The sequence below is a fragment of the Rhizobium sp. NFR03 genome, from assembly GCF_900111275.1.
Classification (GTDB): Bacteria; Pseudomonadota; Alphaproteobacteria; order Rhizobiales; family Rhizobiaceae; genus Ferranicluibacter.
Genome location: NZ_FOGR01000003.1, coordinates 614,076 through 631,532 on the forward strand (window position 1 = coordinate 614,076; position 17,457 = coordinate 631,532).

19 protein-coding genes and 1 tRNA gene are annotated in these 17,457 nt (G+C 60.5%); 9 read left to right on the plus strand and 11 right to left on the minus strand.

Annotated elements, in window-relative coordinates; genetic code table 11:
* Positions 1 to 62 precede the first annotated feature (62 nt).
* Both BSG19_RS12625 and BSG19_RS12630 read left to right on the plus strand, forming a co-directional pair.
* A complete protein-coding gene (locus tag BSG19_RS12625) occupies positions 63 to 1,109 on the plus strand; it encodes a porin (protein ID WP_092988278.1) in 1,047 nt (348 codons plus the stop codon).
* 345 nt (positions 1,110 to 1,454) lie between these two features.
* Positions 1,455 to 2,438: a tyrosine-type recombinase/integrase gene (locus BSG19_RS12630; protein ID WP_244529221.1), complete on the plus strand. Its 984-nt coding sequence runs from the start codon at positions 1,455 to 1,457 to the stop codon at positions 2,436 to 2,438.
* A gap of 313 nt (positions 2,439 to 2,751) precedes the next feature.
* Here the strand turns inward: BSG19_RS12630 and BSG19_RS12635 are convergent, their stop codons facing one another.
* The 5 genes from BSG19_RS12635 to BSG19_RS12655 form a co-directional block, all read right to left on the minus strand.
* Positions 2,752 to 3,573 (minus strand): transglutaminase-like domain-containing protein, encoded by an 822-nt coding sequence (locus BSG19_RS12635; protein ID WP_092988282.1) that lies wholly within the window; start codon positions 3,571 to 3,573, stop codon positions 2,752 to 2,754.
* Between the two features lie 34 nt (positions 3,574 to 3,607).
* Complete coding sequence (locus BSG19_RS12640; RefSeq protein WP_092988284.1) at positions 3,608 to 4,615, minus strand: transglutaminase family protein; 1,008 nt, start codon at positions 4,613 to 4,615, stop codon at positions 3,608 to 3,610.
* 138 nt (positions 4,616 to 4,753) lie between these two features.
* Positions 4,754 to 4,996, minus strand: a complete 243-nt coding sequence (locus BSG19_RS12645) for a hypothetical protein (RefSeq protein ID WP_092988286.1) — start codon at positions 4,994 to 4,996, stop codon at positions 4,754 to 4,756.
* Between the two features lie 485 nt (positions 4,997 to 5,481).
* Positions 5,482 to 5,571: transfer RNA gene (locus BSG19_RS12650), tRNA-Ser, on the minus strand.
* Between the two features lie 186 nt (positions 5,572 to 5,757).
* Positions 5,758 to 6,111: a hypothetical protein gene (locus BSG19_RS12655; protein WP_139274762.1), complete on the minus strand. Its 354-nt coding sequence runs from the start codon at positions 6,109 to 6,111 to the stop codon at positions 5,758 to 5,760.
* Between the two features lie 275 nt (positions 6,112 to 6,386).
* On the opposite strand from BSG19_RS12655, the gene BSG19_RS12660 reads away from it, so the two are divergent.
* From BSG19_RS12660 to BSG19_RS12670, 3 genes are all read left to right on the plus strand, one after another.
* Positions 6,387 to 6,752: a PilZ domain-containing protein gene (locus BSG19_RS12660; protein ID WP_092988290.1), complete on the plus strand. Its 366-nt coding sequence runs from the start codon at positions 6,387 to 6,389 to the stop codon at positions 6,750 to 6,752.
* A 107-nt stretch (positions 6,753 to 6,859) separates the two neighbouring features.
* Positions 6,860 to 7,273: a DUF2177 family protein gene (locus BSG19_RS12665; RefSeq protein WP_092988292.1), complete on the plus strand. Its 414-nt coding sequence runs from the start codon at positions 6,860 to 6,862 to the stop codon at positions 7,271 to 7,273.
* Positions 7,274 to 7,412: 139 nt separating this feature from the next.
* On the plus strand, positions 7,413 to 8,537 hold the full coding sequence (locus BSG19_RS12670) for a pyridoxal phosphate-dependent aminotransferase (RefSeq protein WP_092988294.1): 1,125 nt from the start codon (positions 7,413 to 7,415) through the stop codon (positions 8,535 to 8,537).
* 81 nt (positions 8,538 to 8,618) lie between these two features.
* On the opposite strand, the gene BSG19_RS12675 is transcribed toward BSG19_RS12670, so the two are convergent.
* Positions 8,619 to 9,140: a DUF992 domain-containing protein gene (locus BSG19_RS12675; protein ID WP_092988296.1), complete on the minus strand. Its 522-nt coding sequence runs from the start codon at positions 9,138 to 9,140 to the stop codon at positions 8,619 to 8,621.
* A 251-nt stretch (positions 9,141 to 9,391) separates the two neighbouring features.
* Between BSG19_RS12675 and BSG19_RS12680 the strand changes: the two genes are divergently transcribed.
* Both BSG19_RS12680 and BSG19_RS12685 read left to right on the plus strand, forming a co-directional pair.
* Positions 9,392 to 10,015, plus strand: coding sequence for a L,D-transpeptidase (locus BSG19_RS12680; RefSeq protein ID WP_092988298.1), 624 nt, complete (start codon positions 9,392 to 9,394; stop codon positions 10,013 to 10,015).
* A gap of 159 nt (positions 10,016 to 10,174) precedes the next feature.
* Positions 10,175 to 11,125: a diacylglycerol/lipid kinase family protein gene (locus BSG19_RS12685; RefSeq protein WP_092988300.1), complete on the plus strand. Its 951-nt coding sequence runs from the start codon at positions 10,175 to 10,177 to the stop codon at positions 11,123 to 11,125.
* A gap of 57 nt (positions 11,126 to 11,182) precedes the next feature.
* Here BSG19_RS12685 and BSG19_RS12690 read toward each other — a convergent pair whose 3' ends face one another.
* From BSG19_RS12690 to BSG19_RS12700, 3 genes are all read right to left on the minus strand, one after another.
* The gene (locus BSG19_RS12690) at positions 11,183 to 12,682 is read right to left on the minus strand and encodes an AMP nucleosidase (protein ID WP_092988302.1); all 1,500 of its coding nucleotides are present in this window, start codon (positions 12,680 to 12,682) and stop codon (positions 11,183 to 11,185) included.
* 93 nt (positions 12,683 to 12,775) lie between these two features.
* On the minus strand, positions 12,776 to 13,120 hold the full coding sequence (locus tag BSG19_RS12695; protein ID WP_092988495.1) for a YnfA family protein: 345 nt from the start codon (positions 13,118 to 13,120) through the stop codon (positions 12,776 to 12,778).
* A 177-nt stretch (positions 13,121 to 13,297) separates the two neighbouring features.
* Positions 13,298 to 13,471: a hypothetical protein gene (locus BSG19_RS12700; protein WP_092932804.1), complete on the minus strand. Its 174-nt coding sequence runs from the start codon at positions 13,469 to 13,471 to the stop codon at positions 13,298 to 13,300.
* Between the two features lie 278 nt (positions 13,472 to 13,749).
* On the opposite strand from BSG19_RS12700, the gene BSG19_RS12705 reads away from it, so the two are divergent.
* On the plus strand, positions 13,750 to 14,451 hold the full coding sequence (locus BSG19_RS12705) for a glutathione S-transferase N-terminal domain-containing protein (protein WP_092988304.1): 702 nt from the start codon (positions 13,750 to 13,752) through the stop codon (positions 14,449 to 14,451).
* A 119-nt stretch (positions 14,452 to 14,570) separates the two neighbouring features.
* Here BSG19_RS12705 and BSG19_RS12710 read toward each other — a convergent pair whose 3' ends face one another.
* Positions 14,571 to 14,918, minus strand: a complete 348-nt coding sequence (locus tag BSG19_RS12710) for a DUF2147 domain-containing protein (protein ID WP_092988306.1) — start codon at positions 14,916 to 14,918, stop codon at positions 14,571 to 14,573.
* A gap of 451 nt (positions 14,919 to 15,369) precedes the next feature.
* Between BSG19_RS12710 and BSG19_RS12715 the strand changes: the two genes are divergently transcribed.
* Complete coding sequence (locus tag BSG19_RS12715; protein ID WP_092988308.1) at positions 15,370 to 15,636, plus strand: sel1 repeat family protein; 267 nt, start codon at positions 15,370 to 15,372, stop codon at positions 15,634 to 15,636.
* 137 nt (positions 15,637 to 15,773) lie between these two features.
* Here BSG19_RS12715 and BSG19_RS12720 read toward each other — a convergent pair whose 3' ends face one another.
* Complete coding sequence (locus BSG19_RS12720) at positions 15,774 to 17,438, minus strand: electron transfer flavoprotein-ubiquinone oxidoreductase (RefSeq protein ID WP_092988310.1); 1,665 nt, start codon at positions 17,436 to 17,438, stop codon at positions 15,774 to 15,776.
* Positions 17,439 to 17,457 lie beyond the last annotated feature (19 nt).

Consider the following 17,457-nt stretch of genomic DNA (forward strand, 5'->3'; position numbering starts at 1 on the left):
CTCAAAGGCCTGCGGGAGCGACGTTTGGTAAGCCGAGACTCATTTTTGACTGGAGGTCAGAAATGAACATTAAGAGCCTTCTTCTCGGCTCCGCTGCCGCTCTCGCAGCAGTATCCGGCGCACACGCTGCCGACGCCATCGTCGCTGCTGAACCGGAAGCAATGGAATACGTTCGCGTTTGCGACGCTTTCGGCACCGGCTACTTCTACATCCCGGGCACGGAAACCTGCCTGAAGATCGGCGGCTACGTCCGTACGCAGCTCAATTTCGACGATGCGATCGACGACAACGAACTGAGCACTGCTACGCGCGCCCAGCTCGAATTCGACGCCAAGAACGATACGGAATTCGGCACGCTGTCGTCCTACATCGTTCTGCGCGCTCAAACCAACGCGGTCAACGTGAGCGACCATTCAGGCGCCTACCTCAGCGCGGCCTGGATCAACTTTGCTGGCTTCGACGTCGGTAACTACTACACTTGGTGGGATGACGATCTTTCTGGCGAAACGGACGTCCTGAGCGACAACGATACAACGCTCAACGGTATTCGCTACACCTATGACGGCGGCGCCTATCGCGTTGGCGTTGCTGTAGAAGACCTCGAAGGTGCTGACACCAGCGAGCTTCCAGGCAGCCTCAACCCGGACGGCAAGGGCAACGACAACATTGGTATCAGTGCTCTCGTTGGCGGCACGATCGGTGGCCTCAACGCACAGCTTATCGGCAGCTACGATGCAAACGTCGACGAAGCTGCCTTCCGCGCTATCGTCACGGCTGACATCGGCCCGGGTACGCTTGGTGTTGCAGGTATCTATGCGACCGATCCCACCTACTACTGGTACACGTCCGAGTGGACCGTTGCTGCTGAATACGCCATCAAGGCAACTGACAAGCTGACGATCACCCCGGCTGCTCAGTACTTCGGTGATGTCGGCTTCAACAGCGACCTGGAAGCTTGGAAGGTCGGTGTAACGGCTGGTTACAAGATCACTGAAGGCCTGAAGACGCTTGCTACCGTCAACTACACAAAGGCTGATGGAAGTGCGGCTGATGCTCTGAGTGACGACGACAACTGGACTGGCTTCCTCCGCCTGCAGCGCGACTTCTAAGTCACGCACCCGCGACGTCGTCAGACCTTCCCACTCGAAGGTCTGACATCAAAATCATAAAGCCTGCAGTTCTCACGAACTGCGGGCCTTGTGGTTTTGGAATTTTGAAAATAAGTATGCGCTGTATTAGGCATATTCTATCCATTCACGCGGACGAAGTTCTGTCGCGTGAACTCCCGAATATTTGAAGCGGCACCGCTTCTCCGCCCGAAAGGTCTGCATCGCGTCGCGATGCCGTCGCTGCCGGGCTGCGTCCATCGTCCTGCCCCGCTCTCAACGGGCGAGCAGAAAGAACCTGCATAGGCGCCCTCGCACGGCGCGTCATTGGAGACGGCATTTATGGATATGAACGGCAAACCTTTCCTTGCGGAGCCTTATGGCGCCGGCTCGTTTTCCGGACTCTCCTACACGCTGCGCGCCGGGAGCGACGTCGAACCGCCGGCCACGCATACGCTCGTCACCCTGCTCGGCCATTATGGCGATACGCTCTGGGAAAGTGGAAAGCACAAGGCCAATGTCGTCGCCTTCATCCACGATCTCTACGACATGATGCCGGAGAAGGAGTTTACCGGCTTCTCTCAGGACATGCTCGACCGTCTGGTGAACGCGTTGCGCAAACGTGGCAACAGCAATGCGACCATCAACCGCAAAATGTCGGCGCTGAGCAAGCTTTTGCGCAAGGCACACAAGATGGGCGACGTCAGCGTTCTGCCCGACTTCACACGCCAGAAAGAACGCGCCGGGCGCGTGCGATTTCTAGAGCATGACGAGGAGGTGAGGCTTTTCGCAGCAATTGGTGCACGCAATGAGCTCTATCAACGGCTCTGCATCTTTCTGGTCGATAGCGGCGCGCGCCTTGGCGAGGCTCTCGGCCTTCGATGGAACGACCTCCAAGGCTCCATGGCAACGTTCTGGATCACCAAATCCGGGCGCAGTCGCTCCGTACCGTTGACGACACGGGCGCGCAAAGCCATTGGCCATGCCACGACGCGTGGTCTGGGGCCGTTCTCGGGGATCGACCAGCAGCAGTTCCGCACGGTCTGGAAGCTGGCCAAGCAGGATGCCGGCTTCCTCGATGATCCGGATCTCGTGCCGCATGTGCTTCGCCACACCTGCGCCTCGCGGCTGGTGCGTGGCGGCATCGATATCCGTCGTGTCCAGATGTGGCTCGGCCACCAGACGCTGCAGATGACGATGCGCTATGCCCATCTCGCCTCCCACGACCTCGATCTTTGCGTACCGGTCCTGGAGCGGGCGAATAAAAAGGCCTCTGCCGCCACAAGGACGAAGCGGATGCCGCAACAGGTGGCCTCGGAGCAGACATGCTGAAGAGGCCCGATCTCCACAACAGGACATGCCGCGAACCGCCTTGCTCCGCCACAATCATTGCAGCCGCCACGCATCCAGACGCCGGCATTGAGGGTTTTGCCGACGGAAAAGGAGGCTGATCACCAGATCGACCTTCAGCCTCAATCCAATGTCCTGAGAACACGGCATCACGCCTGTCCGCAGCGAACAGACAAGATGCGTCTGTTAATCCGTCGTCCTGTTTCGATGGTGTCCGACCGAGGCATGGACATGCCGGCCCTCGCACGGCCCAACCCTTGCGATATATGTCAGAACGCTTCCGCCGCCCCGCAGCCTATTGGGCAGAATCGTGTGGAATCTCGTCCGTTACCACGTCGAAGCGCACGAGCGTCGCCGGTCCGAAGGCAGTGGAGAGCGCGACGTCCGTCGCATCGCGTCCGGTTGCCATGAGAATGCGGCCGATGCGCGGTTTGTTGTGCCGGGCATCCGCAGTATGCCAGTGTCCGCCGAGATAGACCTCGAACCAGGCGCTGAAGTCCATGGGATTGACGTCCACCGGGACGCCGATATCGCCGAGATAGCCGGTGCAGTAGCGCGCCGGGATATTCATGGCGCGGCAGAGGGTGATGGCGAGATGGGCGAAGTCGCGGCAAACGCCGGTCTGATCGGTGAAGCCGCCAAAGGCCGACCGCGTCGAATCGGCCCGCTGATAATCGAACCGGATGCGGTTGTGCGTGAATTCCATGATTGCCGCCACACGCGGCCAGCCGAGCGGCACATGAGAGAACGTCTGCCAGGCAAAGTTCGAAAGGCGGTCGGTGTCGCAGTAGCGGCTGCCGAGCAGGTACACGAGCACGTCATCGGGCAGATCCTTGATCGAATGCTGCACGGCATCATACGGAATGATATCGGGTTGACCGGTGTCGTAGATCTCGAATGCAGTCGAGAGCGTGGTTATTCCAGCCGGTGCGACGATCCGGCTGCAAGCGTTCCCGAAACCGTCGATATATTCCCAGGCCTCGATCGGCCGGTCGAACTGTAAAACCTGATCCGTCAGCAGGTCCACGCGCCGGGAGGGATGAATGTTGAGCACCAGCAACATTGCGGTGTCCTGTTGGCATTCATAGCTGATGTGGAAACCCGCTTTAATCTTCAAATGCTCTATCCTTCAGTGTGAGATGCCGGGAGGGTCATGCTGAACGGGAAATGGCCTCTGACGCGGTGTGCTTCGAGCGCTCGCGTTCCGGGGTCTCCATCTCTTCGGACATTGGCAGGTTGGCTTCTGCGTGAGGATCGGCGGAGGACGTGTCGCCAGACGTCATCGATGCCTCGCTGACGACATTGACCTGCACGGTCATGCTGTCGAAGTCGCCCTTCTTGCCATCGTAGCTACCCGAAAGGGGAACCGCCTGCCGGGGCGTACGCGCCACACCGACGCGAATCAGATCGCGGTTGCCGACAATGCCATTCGTCGGGTCGAATTCCACCCACCCTGCCCCGGGCAGGTAGACCTGGCACCAGGCATGGGTCGACCCCCCGCCCAGCGTGCGCTGCCCGTCCCGGCTCGGGACGTAGATGTAACCGGTCACGAAGCGGGCTGCGAGACCGAGCGAACGAGCGGCCTCCATCATGAGCAGCGCGAAATCGCGACATGTGCCTTTGCGCAGGCGCAGGGTCTCCAGAGGTTGCTGAGTGCCGTGCTCCTGCCGCCGGGCATAGACGAAGCCCTCGCGGATCGCGTAACAGAGCGTCATCAGCAGATGTCCGGTTTCCGTCGGCCGGCCGACCCGCACGAACTGACGCGCCCATTTGCCGACCTGATCGTCCGGGTCGGGGCAATGCCGCTTCATCGTCTGTTCAAGGTCGAAGGCCTCTTCCGGATCGTAGGAGAACGGGAAGGTTCGCGCCTCCTCGTCGATCTCGAAGTCGATCGGCACATGCGGCGTATGTTCCAGCCGGATCAGAGTCTCGAACGTCAGTTCCCGCGCCGGCTTTTCGAAGGCGACCAGTGCCACGCAATTGCCGAATACATCATGGATCCAGCGGACGTTGCTCGGCTCCGGTGACACATGGAGCGATGCTTCCAGAAGCGTCTGGTCGAAACTGTCGCGCGGTCGAAACATCAGCCGGTGCTCGCCGAAGCCAACCGGCCGTTTGTAACGATAGGACGTCTTGTGGTGAACCGAGAAGAGAACCATTAGCCGACGTTAGCACCTCGCCCCGCATTCGTCGCTGGGAAAGCTCCCGAGAATCAGGAAATTCTGATGGTTTCCCGAGCCGATAAGCGGACCACCGTCTTCCGCCAGTGCCCGCGCGAAACAACGTCCCCATCCACTCTATTGATCGAAGAACCGCATCCAGGGATTGTCGAGCGTCTTCAGCCGGTCGCCAAGTGCCGATACCTTTCGGCGGATGACCACTTCATAATCTCCCGCAGGCATCCCGTCATGAACGACATCGGGCACGATGATCGTGACGCTGCCATATTTACGGGTCTTGCGATGGCGCGTTGCAACCCGATCGACAAGCTCGATCGCACCGGCCTCGATGGCATCCGGAAGAAGTCTGGGCTCTCTCATCACGCTGATCCTATTCGCCTCTCCCGAAAAGCGTGCGCGATCTTTCGAATTCGCTGAAGACGCTCAGGTCCTTATCTCTTGACGCATGTCGTGGCCGCATACGGCTGCACAGATTCGCGCGACACGCTTTATGTGGCGCCAACCGGCTAAACGATCAAGTGGTGTCGTGAGCGGCCCGAGAGAGCCGTTAGCCGAGCGTCAGCAGCGCAAGCAGGCAAGATCCTGACCCTACGAGGTGAGGTCCGCTGAAAATCACAGAGGCAAGCACTGCGCACTATCCCTCCCCGCTCTGCACCGGCAGCTTCATGATCGTCAGCGCCAAGGTCAGAATCAGCAGCGGGACACGGACAAAGCCTATTTCGTTCAAGCCGTACAGGATGCATAGAGCCATGCTGCTCAGCAGTCGGTATAATTCAGGTATACCACTGGAAGCGGCCGCGAATATCGCGATGGCATTTGTGCGCTGACTATGTCGGAGAATTTAGTGGCGGAGAAGATGGGATTCGAACCCACGATACCCTTCCGGGTATACTCCCTTAGCAGGGGAGCGCCTTCGACCACTCGGCCACCTCTCCGTCGAGGCCCCTGATAGGATCAATCCACTTGGGGATCAAGGGCTATTTGGTCTTTCTTGCAATGATCTCGTGGATCTGTCGTAAACAGGTGATGTGTTGGACGTGGAGAGAGACACGCGAGTGCGCAGCTCTCTTCTTTGAGACGTGGGTCGCAGCGCATTTCGTCAGGTGCGCGACGCCTGTCCGTCAGGGCTCGAGCCGGCGGCCTTCCGTATATCCACTTTCCTTGAAGTGCGTTTTTGCACAGGCTTCCGGATTGGGGTCGTTGCGAAAATGCGCAAGGTCGGCATTGGCCTTGATGTAATCGTCCCATTTGAAGCCGTTGAAGCCGGGAAAGCGGCGCTCCATGTTGCCGCGTTCCTGGAAGTGCGCAAAACCTGAAGGGAATTCGCCTCGCTGAACGGCTTGGCGAACGTCAGGATTGGCGCGGACATAATCTGCTTCGTCGAAGAGGAGGAAGCCGTTCAACAAATTCTGCAGATCGGCTGTCGAGAGCTTGTCGCCCGACGTCAGTTCGTTCCGGAAGAGAAATTTTTTCATGGGCCCTACCTTGAGACGCAGCACTGACAAGCACCGCACCCCTGCTGGAAAATCTCCTCTTGCATCCTTTCTAACGGAGCTACCCGAAAAATGGAACCCGTAGCTTACCATTCAACGTGTCAGTACAAACGAACGTAAGTGGACCCATTGAAATTGAAGGAGAAAATTTCGTTCCGGGCGCGGGCGCGGCGGTGGCGACCGCAAGGCCGAAACAAGCTTGACGACCTATAGCTTGGTCGAACACCAATCGAGTGACCCTTTACCGGAGCAATCTGATGTCCATGATCATGCATAGGGCAGAGGCCCGTCCGGGGCAGACAACTGCAACCTACAAGCACTTTTTCGTAGAGCGGCCGTGCCGAATTCTCGTTGTCGGACAACATCTGAAGCCGAAGACGAAATATAATGGCTTGCTGCGCCATATTTCGATCGGCGGCGCGATGATCGATTTCAATCCGGCGGTCTCCCTGCCCCAGCATTTTTTCGTGGAGATCGTCGGCTTTTCCGAAGAGATCGGCAGCACGGTCGTTCACCGCGTGGGCTCGGAACTCGGTGTCCGCTTCAACATGCAGCTCACGCAGGAGTTCATCCGCCAGTTGATCCGCATGGATTTCGCACATAACAGTATTGCCACACGTTAAATCACGGTTTCCAGGCCTGCTTCGTCATTGTGAGCCACTGATTACACAAAATGGCGGTAATCCGGTTTCGCGCGCCCTTCGTAGACGTGCCAAACAGGAGCGCGACGATGAAGACCTATTTGATTGCCTATGCCGGCACCCTTCTCTCTTTCCTCGTCGTCGATGCCGTGTGGCTGGGTCTGGTCGCTCGGACGTTCTATCGCGACCAGCTCGGCGACCTGATGTCGCCACAGCCGAATCTGGCTGTCGCCGCCGTGTTCTACCTGTTCTTCGCCGCTGCCATCGTCATCCTCGCCGTTCTCCCGGGCCTGCGGGCGGGATCGTTGATGACGGCGATTGGCTACGGCGCGGTGCTGGGTCTGGCTGCCTATGGCACCTACGACATCACCAACCTGTCGACCTTGCGGAACTGGCCCGCAATGCTGAGCGTCGTGGACATGATCTGGGGCACCTTCCTCACAGCGCTTGGCGCAGCTTGCGGTCTGATGGCCGTGCGCTGGCTGGGTGATGCTTCCGTCTGATCGTGGTCGGATCGTTCCGCTTCGCGCCTGTGCGACAAGGACGACGGCCTTCTAATAGCTGGTGATCGCGGCGGCGCATCGTTTCCGGCGGCGCGGTTTCTGCTAGGGTGGCTGACCTTCATGATCACCGGACCCCGCCATGTCAGCTTTCTCCCGCTTTACACCGCTTGCCCGCTCCTTGCCGGCTACAGTGCCTTTCGTCGGACCGGAAGCCATCGAGCGGCAACGAAACGCGATACTGACGGCGCGAATCGGGGCGAACGAGAGCGGCTTCGGGCCGGCACCGAGCGTTATCGAGGCGATGACGGCAGCGCTCTCCGGCATCTGGAAATATAATGATCCGGAAAACTTCGATCTGAAGCAGGCGTTGGCCGGTCACCTCGGTGTGCGGCCGGACAATCTGGCAATCGGCGAAGGCATTGACGGGCTGCTGGGGCAGATCGTGCGGCTGGTCGTCGAGCCCGGCATGCCGGTGGTGACATCGCTCGGCGGCTATCCCACATTCAATTTCCACGTTGCGGGTCATGGCGGCCGGCTGGTGACCGTGCCTTACGACGGTAGCGACCGGGAAAATCTCGAAGGTCTGCTGGAGGCCGTGCGGCGCGAGGATGCGCCGCTCGTCTACCTTGCCAATCCCGACAATCCCATGGGTAGCTGGTGGGATGCCGGGAGCATCGTTCAGTTCGCGAAGGCGTTGCCGGAAACGACATTGCTGGTGCTGGACGAGGCCTATGGCGAAACGGCGCCAGCGAGCACGCTTCCCGATCTGACGTCCCTCATCGACCGGCCGAACGTGATCCGAACGCGGACGTTCTCCAAGGCCTACGGCCTTGCAGGGGCGCGGGTCGGCTATGCGATCTCCACGCCGGGAACGGCAGCCGCCTTCGACAAGATCCGCAACCACTTTGGCATGAACCGCGTGGGAACGGCGGCGGCTGAAGCCGCATTGAAAGATCAGGCATACCTGCAAAGCGTGGTTGCGCGCATTGCAGCCTCCCGGGCAACGATTGCGGACATCGCAGGACGGGCGGGGCTCAGGGCTTTGCCATCGGCAACGAATTTCGTGGCCATCGACTGTGGCCGGGATGCGGCGTTTGCGCGCGCTATCGTGGATGGATTGATGGACGAGGCCGGCGTGTTCATCCGCATGCCGGGTGCTGCCCCGCTCAACAGGTGCATCCGGGTCAGCGCGGGGCCCGAGGTGGAGATGCAGGCTTTTGCGGATGCCCTGCCGCGTGTTCTCGACAGGCTTTCCAGGGCCTGAACACGCTGAAGTGCCCGTCGCCGCAAACAAAGAAGCGCGCAGCTGAGCCACGCGCTTCTTTCTATCGGTCTTTCAGGATGGTCAGTTGACCGAGGTCAGCGTCATCGAGGTTCCCGCAGCCGAGACATTGAGGCCAACCTGCCCCTGAAGGCTCAGGAGCTGCAGGTGGATCGAGCCCGAGGTGCCGCCGGTAAGCACGTTGGCGCCGACACCGAGACCAACCGTGGCTTCAGCCGACGCGCCCTGGTAGAGGCCAGCGAGCGAACCGTGGTGATAGCCGGCCGTCGGGGCGAGAACGGCCCAGATCAGGCGGCCTTCCGTGGTGAAGCCGAGATCGACGCCCAGCTTGCGCATGGCGCCCGAGTAATCATCCACAGGCTCGCCGTCGATCGTCGACTTGAAGGCGCAAGTGACCTCCTTGGACGAGCCGAGAACGTAACCGGCGCCGCCGGCAATGGTGCAATCGAGATAGCCGATCTTCACGCCATTGCGGGCGCCGGAATCGGAATAGGACTGTGCGGGGGCGAGGTCGGCTGCCATGACCGGCAGGGTGCCGGAAGCGATGGCTGCAGCGCAGACGATGCTGGCGAGGGGTTTGTTCATGATTCTCTCCTGTCAGAACGAGATACGGACATCGACCCGAGTTAGGGCGGAAATGCGTTTGGCCCTTCATAACGCGCGAGAGGCCGAAACGATCCGCCGAGCCCTGTGACCGGTATGTCACAAAGCATGACAGACCGTCACGTTTCACCGGAAGGCCGTGCAGACAACGTGCGGTGGCGCGTCTTTACCAGCTGTTAACCATAAACTCGGCATTTTGGCCTCCACAGAATCACCACAATCGGGGCCAGTTCATGTCCATTTCCCGCCGCGGCCTGCTGCTCGGCTTTTCCGCTCTTCTCGCTGGCTGTGCAGACACAGGTTCGATCGCACGGCTGAACTATGCGGCTCTTCCGGACGAGCGTTTTCCCCTTCCCGCAGTTCCGTTGGACCAGATCGAGCCGGAGTTGCGCCGGCAGGAAGTCGCCTATCCCGCGGCCTACGCGCCGGGCACCATCGTTGTCGATACGCCCGCGCGCCGGCTGTATTACATTCTTGAGAACGGCCGCGCCATGCGCTACGGCATCGGTGTCGGACGCGAAGGCTATGCGCTGGCCGGCAATGCCTATATCGGGCGAAAGGCGGAGTGGCCGAGCTGGACGCCGACGCCCAACATGATCAGGCGCGATCCTGCCCGGAACCTGAAATATGCCGGTGGCTTGCCGGGTGGCCCCAACAACCCGCTGGGCGCCCGCGCGATCTACCTCTATCGCAACGGCAACGACACGATGTTCCGCATCCACGGCACCAACCAGCCACGATCCATCGGACATGCGATGTCGAGCGGTTGCGTGCGCATGCTCAATCATGACGTGGTCGATCTCTATGACCGCGTGAAGGCTGGAGACCAGGTCGTCGTGCTGCAGGCCTCGGCCTGAGATCCCGGCATATTTCGCGTACGCGAAATAAGCATGGCTCCCGGCACGCGTTCATCTTGAACCCGCTCAAGGACGCCGCATATACGATCCGGCAAGAGGGACAGGCCGGGGGTTGCCCGGTTTTGCCCAGCCTTGTGTTCAGACAAAGCCGGGATCCGCATGAAGCTCAAAGCCATATTGAATAGCGACGGCGGCACCTTTCGCACCACGGACATGGACCTTTACACGAAGGCGATGGACGAGACGTTCCGCTCTGCCGGTCATGAGATAGAGATCGCCGTCGTGTCCGGCAGCGACATGGAAGCCGAGCTGAAGAAGGCTGCGAACCGGGACGATCTCGACGGGATGATCGCCGGCGGCGGTGACGGTACCATTTCGGCAGCAGCCGGCGTCGCGTGGAAAAGCGGCCTTCCGCTTGGCGTCGTGCCCGCAGGCACCATGAACCTCTTTGCCCGCTCGCTGAAGCTGCCGCTGGATATCTGGAAGGTTCTCGATGTGCTGGCGCATAGCGAGATCATCGACGGCGATATTGGCAGTGCCAATGGTCGCGCCTTCGTCCACCAGTTCTCGATGGGCCTGCATGCGCGCATGGTGCGTTACCGAGAATCCTACAGTTTCGCCTCGCGCCTCGGCAAGATATCCGCCAGCACCCGCGCAGCAATCGGCGTCGTGTTCAACCCGCCTCAGTTCAAGATTGAATTTCGAGCGGATGGCGTGACGGAGAGGCGCAAGGTTTCGGCGCTGTCCGTCTCCAACAATCATTTTGGCGCCAATTCGCTGATGTATGCCGATGATCTGACGGGCGGCCATCTCGGCTTCTACACAGCGCCGCCCCTCACCCCGCCCGGCGTTGGGCGTCTCGTTTTCGACATTCTGCGCGGGAAATTCCGCGAGAGCACGCTGATTACCGAAATGAGCGTCAAGCAGGTCGAGCTTTATTTTCCCGATGCGCGCAAGCACAAGATCAATTGCGTGATCGACGGCGAGTTGCTGCCGCTTCGCGGCGACGTGGAAATCAAGATCCATGCGGGCGAGCTGAAACTGCTCGTCGGCAGACCGGTGGAGCCTCAGGCCGCAGCTGTAGAGCCTGCACCGGGCGTGACGGCCTGAGCATCGGCGTGATCCGCCTCAGACACGCTTTCAGCACCTCGCTATCGTCGTTACGCGTTACTGGAATGCCGTTTCGAAGAAACTGCGAAGCTTGCGCGAATGCAGCTTTTCCGGTGGCATGGCAGCCAGTTTCTCCAGCGCGCGAATGCCGATCTGAAGGTGCTGGCTGACCTGATTCTTGTAGAATGCCGTGGCCATGCCCGGCAGTTTCAGTTCGCCATGAAGCGGCTTGTCGGAGACGCAGAGCAGCGTTCCGTAGGGTACGCGGAAACGGAACCCGTTGGCCGCGATGGTGGCGGATTCCATGTCGAGCGCGATGGCTCGCGACTGCGACAGTCGTTTCACCGGGCCGCGCTGGTCGCGAAGCTCCCAGTTGCGGTTGTCGATGGTCGCGACGGTGCCCGTGCGCATGATTCGCTTGAGGTCGTAGCCCTCATAGCCCGTGGTTTCCGCAACGGCTTCCTGCAGCGCCATCTGCACCTCCGCCAGGGCGGGAATCGGCACCCAGACAGGCAGATCGTCATCCAGCACATGGTCCTCGCGCACATAGGCATGCGCCAGAACATAATCACCCAGTGCCTGACTGTTGCGAAGGCCGGCGCAGTGTCCGAGCATCAGCCAGGCGTGCGGGCGCAGCACGGCGATATGGTCGGTGATCGTCTTGGCATTGGAAGGGCCGACGCCGATATTGACGACGGTGATGCCGCCATGGCCCTTCTTCTTCATGTGGTAGGCGGGCATCTGCGGCAGGCGGGCGAGCGTCAGATCGCTGTCCGGCTCATCCGATCCGGCCTGTGTGACGATGTTTCCCGGCTCCACGAAGGCCGTATAGCCATTACCGCCCTCGGCCATCTGCTTGCGGGCCCAGACACAGAACTCGTCGATATAGAACTGGTAGTTGGTGAAGAGCACGAAATTCTGGAAATGCGCCGCACTGGTCGCGGTATAGTGGCTGAGGCGCGCCAGCGAATAATCGATGCGCTGCGCGGTGAACGGGGCCAGCGGAAAAGGCTCGCCGGGGCCGGGCTCATAGGCACCATTGGCGATCTCGTCGTCCGTGGTCGAAAGATCGGGCGTATCGAAAAGATCGCGCAGGGGCACGTCGATGTTTTCGGCCAGCGATGCCTCGACATGCGCGCCTTCGCCGAAGGCGAAGTGCAGCGGGATGGGCGTCGAGGATTCCGATACGGTGATGCCGGTGCCGTGATTGCGGATCAACAGGCCCAGCTGCTCCTTGAGATAATGCCGGAAGAGCTTCGGACGCGTGACCGTCGTCGTGTAGACGCCGGGCGCCGTGACATGGCCGTAGGACAGGCGCGAATCGACATGGCCGAAGCTGGAGGTCTCCATGCTGACCTGCGGATAGCAGGCGCGAAACCGGCTGGCGGCCACACCCTTGCCAAGTGCCGTGAAGCCATCCACGAGGAAATTCGTGTTGCGCTCGTAAAGCGCCGTCAGCGCATCGACGGCCTGGACCGGATCATCGAATGTCTGCGGCTCGAAGGCCTCCGGCATTGCGGTGGGAAGGGCTTGGATGGAAGAGATTCGTGCGCTCATGCGGCATTATAGGACGGCGCAATTGACAAGCAAACGACAAGTGGACGTGCCAGGCAGCAATTCCTGGCACCAATTTCTGAAGGAGCCGACCTCTCACGTCCCATCCCTGCCCGGCATGAGGATGACGAGCGTTCCCGCAAGCGCCAGCACCACGCCCGCGAGATCGAAGCGATCCGGACGAACCCCTTCCGTCAGCCACATCCACAGGACCGATGCCGCGATATAGATGCCGCCATAGGCCGCAAAGCTGCGTCCCGCCGCCGGTTGCGGGCTGAACGTCAGAAGCAAGGCGAAGGCGACGAGACTTGCGATGCCCGGAATGAGCCAGAAAGCGGACCGCCCGAGACGCATCCACGCCCAGACGCTGAAGCAGCCGGCGATCTCGAACAGGGCCGCAAGGGCATAGATAAGAATGGTCGAGAGAGGGAGCGCGAACATATCGCCAGATGACCGAAAGACGGGAGCGGACACAAGCTGCTTTATCAGCGAGGTGCAGCGATCTGGCAATCGAGCCGTTCCGCCATAGGACCCGCCTCATCGATGACGGATCTCTTTCTTGCGTTGTACCGGATCAGGCGTTCTTGAGAGCCCGCCCCGCCGGCGCGTACCCCGTGGTCAGAGCTTTGCCTGGCAGAACTGGGCGGTGTGGGCGGTGCAGTCGGCCAGAGTCGTGGTGTAATCGTGCTGGCGGCGGCGCTCGGTGTCGGCGCTGACGGCGGCGGCCAGGCTCATGGCGAAGACGACCATGAGAGCGCTGATGATCGTGAGGCGGCGTGCAAGAATATCCATGACAGTCGATCCGTTCGAAGCAATTTGAGTTGGTGTTGGTTCGATGACCGTCTTTTCGCACAGGCAAACTGAATTATAGCTGAGAGGGCGGTTCATGTGCCGTTCAGGTTGAATGCTGCAATGCAGCGATTCACCTCCGCGAATCTTTCGATGCCTTCCATCCGACCTGCTTCACCGGCGCGGGCAGGACCGCTGTTGCTGCGTAGGCGGTTTCGGTTCTCGAGTTTCTGCGCTAGGTTGGCAGAGAACCCGATGCATTCGAGAGACCGGAGACCGCCATGTCCGCACCGATAGACCTTTACTACTGGCCGACCCCCAACGGCTGGAAGATCACCATCATGCTGGAAGAAATCGGCCTTCCCTACGCGGTCAAATATATCAACATTTCCAAGGGCGAACAGTTCGCTCCGGACTTCCTGAAGATCGCACCCAACAACCGCATGCCGGCCATCGTCGATCCCGATGGTCCGGGTGGCGCTCCCATCTCCGTGTTCGAGTCCGGGGCCATCCTTCAGTATCTCGGTCGCAAGACCGGTCGCTTCTACCCGAGCGACGAGCGGGCGCGCGTCGATGTGGATCAGTGGCTGTTCTGGCAGATGGGCGGGCTTGGCCCGATGGCGGGACAGGCCAATCATTTCCGCCATTACGCCCCGGAAAAGATCGCCTACGGCATCGATCGCTATACGAACGAGGTCAATCGCCTCTACGGCGTCATGAACCGGCGCCTCGCGGACCGCGACTTTCTGGCCGGCGAGTATTCCATTGCCGATATGGCCTGCCTCGGCTGGGTGCGCCAGTATGAAAGCGGCGGGCAGGATCTCAACGACTTCCCGCACCTGAAGCGCTGGTTCGAAACCCTTTCGGCCCGCCCCGCGGTGATCGCCGGCTTCGATGTCGGGCGGGAAGAGCGCGAACGGCAAAAGCATCTGTCGGAAGACAAAGATGCGCAGAAGATCCTGTTCGGCCAGCGCGCGCAGTAAAGAAAGCGAACCGGAGCCCCTGTCGGGCTCCGGCCTCTTCGAAAAATCGTTCTCAGCCTTTCTTACTCCTCGGGCCGATCACGGCCTGTCAGGAAGATCAAACCGAGACCTTCAACAGATCAGAGCCGGCTCCAGGTCTGGCTCTTGCAAAAAACCTTCATCACGCAGCCCTTCAGCTTCAGCTGATTGCCGGCAACGGCGGCGGAGCCACTGTAGGTCTTGTCATTGTCGGGATCGGTTACTTCGCCCGAGTAGCTCTCGCCTGAGCCCGACAGGGTCCCGATCTTCTTTCCCGCATGCTTGCCGGTTTTCACCATGATGCAGAAGTTGCCGCCGCAGTTGGCGATCGCGGCTGTTTCGCCGCTCGCCGTCTTCCAGTTGCCGAGGATGGGCTCCGCTGCCAATGCAGGCAGTGCAAAAAGTGCCGAGCCTAGAACAGCCGCCAGAACGTTGCCTGTGATCTTCATGAAATCTCCCTCCAAAAAGACGCCTCCCGAGCGTCTCGCTCCCAAATTACGTGAACGTAAAAGGAATGTCAAAAGGCAGATCTGGAAAGTTCCTATCGCTCGATTTTTCCGGCTCGCAGAATTTCCCGTCTGTTTCATGGTGAACGAAGGGTTGAAATCGAGATGTAAAAGATGCGTAAAATTCGAGTCGAAAGCCCGGCAATGCAGGGTCTCTGATGTTTAACAAAAACCCAAGTTTACCAATCGTTTGAACTTCGTTTGCCGCGAATTAATCATGCATTTTAAGCGGGAATTGAAGGCCGTGCCGCATACTCCAGTCCATAAGACGAGCGGAGACAAACACTCCGCCGACAGCCCCCGGAAGATCAAGAGCCACGCAGATGGCCGGGCTTCAGAGGGTCGAAACAGGGACTGCACGAAGAAACGATTGAACGAAACAGGGACAACGACAATGGCACGCTTCGACCTCCAGAATTTCACCTACGCAACGATCGCCGGCGAAAACCGCGCGGAAGCCTTCTGCAACATGGGCCTGATGTACGCCACGGGCCGCGGCTGCGACATCGATGTCGTCGCCGCCCACAAATGGCTAAACATCGCCGCCATCAAGGGCTCCGAACGGGCAGCGGAACTGCGCGCCGAACTTGCCGCCACCATGTCGAAGGGCGATCTTGCCATCGCCCTGCGCTCGGCCCGCGAATGGATGACCGTGCATTGATCGATCCGCATAAAGAAAAACCCTCCCTTCCCGCTGGCCGGGTCGTGGAGGGTTTTCGTTTTTAAACGCCGAGACAGTGCGTTTCCGGCACCGCAAGGGCTACCATACCCGGGTAGACTTACCTGTTCGGGTAGACTTTACATGTTCGGGTATACCGGCCCCTCGCCGCCCTGCGGCGGAACCCAGGTGATGTTGCCGTTCGGGTCCTTGATGTCGCAGGTCTTGCAGTGCACGCAGTTCTGCGCGTTGATCACGAAGACCTCATCCCCATCCTTCTCCACCCATTCATAAACACCGGCCGGGCAATAGCGCGTGGACGGGCCAGCATAGATGTCGTGCTCGGAGCGCTTCTGCAGCTCCATGTCCTTTACCTTCAGGTGGACCGGCTGGTCTTCCTCGTGGTTGGTGTTCGACAGGAATACCGAGGACAGGCGATCGAAGGTCAGGACGCCATCGGGCTTGGGATAGGTGATCTTCTTGTGCTTTGCCGCCGGCTCCAGGCTTTGGGCATCCGTCTTGCCGTGCTTCAGCGTGCCGAAGAACGAGAAGCCGAGGAGCTGGTTGGTCCACATGTCGAGACCACCCAGCGCCACGCCGGCCACCGTGCCGAGCTTCGACCAGAGCGGCTTGACGTTGCGCACGCGCTTGAGATCCCGCCCGATCGGGCCGGCGCGCCATTCGGTCTCGATCTCGACCACTTCGTCATTCGCCCGACCGGCGGCGATGGCGGCTGCGATCTTCTCGGCCGCCATCTTGCCCGAGAGAACGGCGTTGTGGCTGCCCTTGATGCGGGGAACGTTGACGAGACCGGCGGAACAGCCGATCAGTGCGCCACCCGGGAACGTCAGCTTCGGCACCGACTGGTAGCCGCCTTCGGTGATGGCGCGCGCCCCGTAGGAAAGGCGCTTGCCCCCCTCGAAGGTGCCGCGGATGGCCGGGTGTGTCTTGAAGCGCTGGAACTCCTCGAACGGGTAGAGATAGGGGTTCTTGTAGTTGAGATGCACCACGAAGCCGACGGCGACCGTGTTGTCCTCGAGGTGATAGAGGAACGAGCCGCCGCCGGTGCTGAGGCCCAGCGGCCAGCCGAAGGAGTGCTGAACGAGGCCCTGTTTGTGGTTCTCGGGCTTGACCTGCCAGAGTTCCTTGATGCCGATGCCGTATTTCTGCGGCTCGCGATCCTTCTGGAGATCGTATCTGGCAATCAGCTGCTTGGCGAGCGAGCCGCGCACGCCTTCGCCGATGAGCACATACTTGCCGCGAAGCTCCATGCCCCGTGCAAAGCTCGGGCCCGGCTCGCCGTTCTTCTCGATGCCCATGTCGCCTGTGGCGACGCCCACGACCGCGCCGTCCTCGTTGTAAAGCACTTCGGTGGCGGCAAAGCCGGGATAGATCTCCACCCCGAGCTCCTCCGCCTTGCCGGCCAGCCACCGACAGACGTTGCCGAGCGAGACGATGTAGTTGCCGTGATTGTTCATGAGGGGCGGCATGGCGAAGTTCGGCAGGCGCAGCGAGCCGGCAGGCCCGAGAAGCAGGAACTGGTCCTCCGTCACCTCCGTATTGAAGGGATGGTCCGCCTCCTCGCGCCAGCCGGGCAGAAGGGCATCCATGCCGCAGGGATCGACCACGGCGCCCGACAGGATATGCGCGCCGACCTCGCCGCCCTTCTCGAGAACCACAACCGTGAGATCCGGGTTGATCTGCTTCAGACGGATCGCGGCCGACAGGCCAGCCGGTCCGGCTCCCACCACGACCACATCGAAATCCATGCTCTCGCGCTCAGGCATTTCCTGTATTTCGCTCATGACCAGCCTCCGCTTCAAC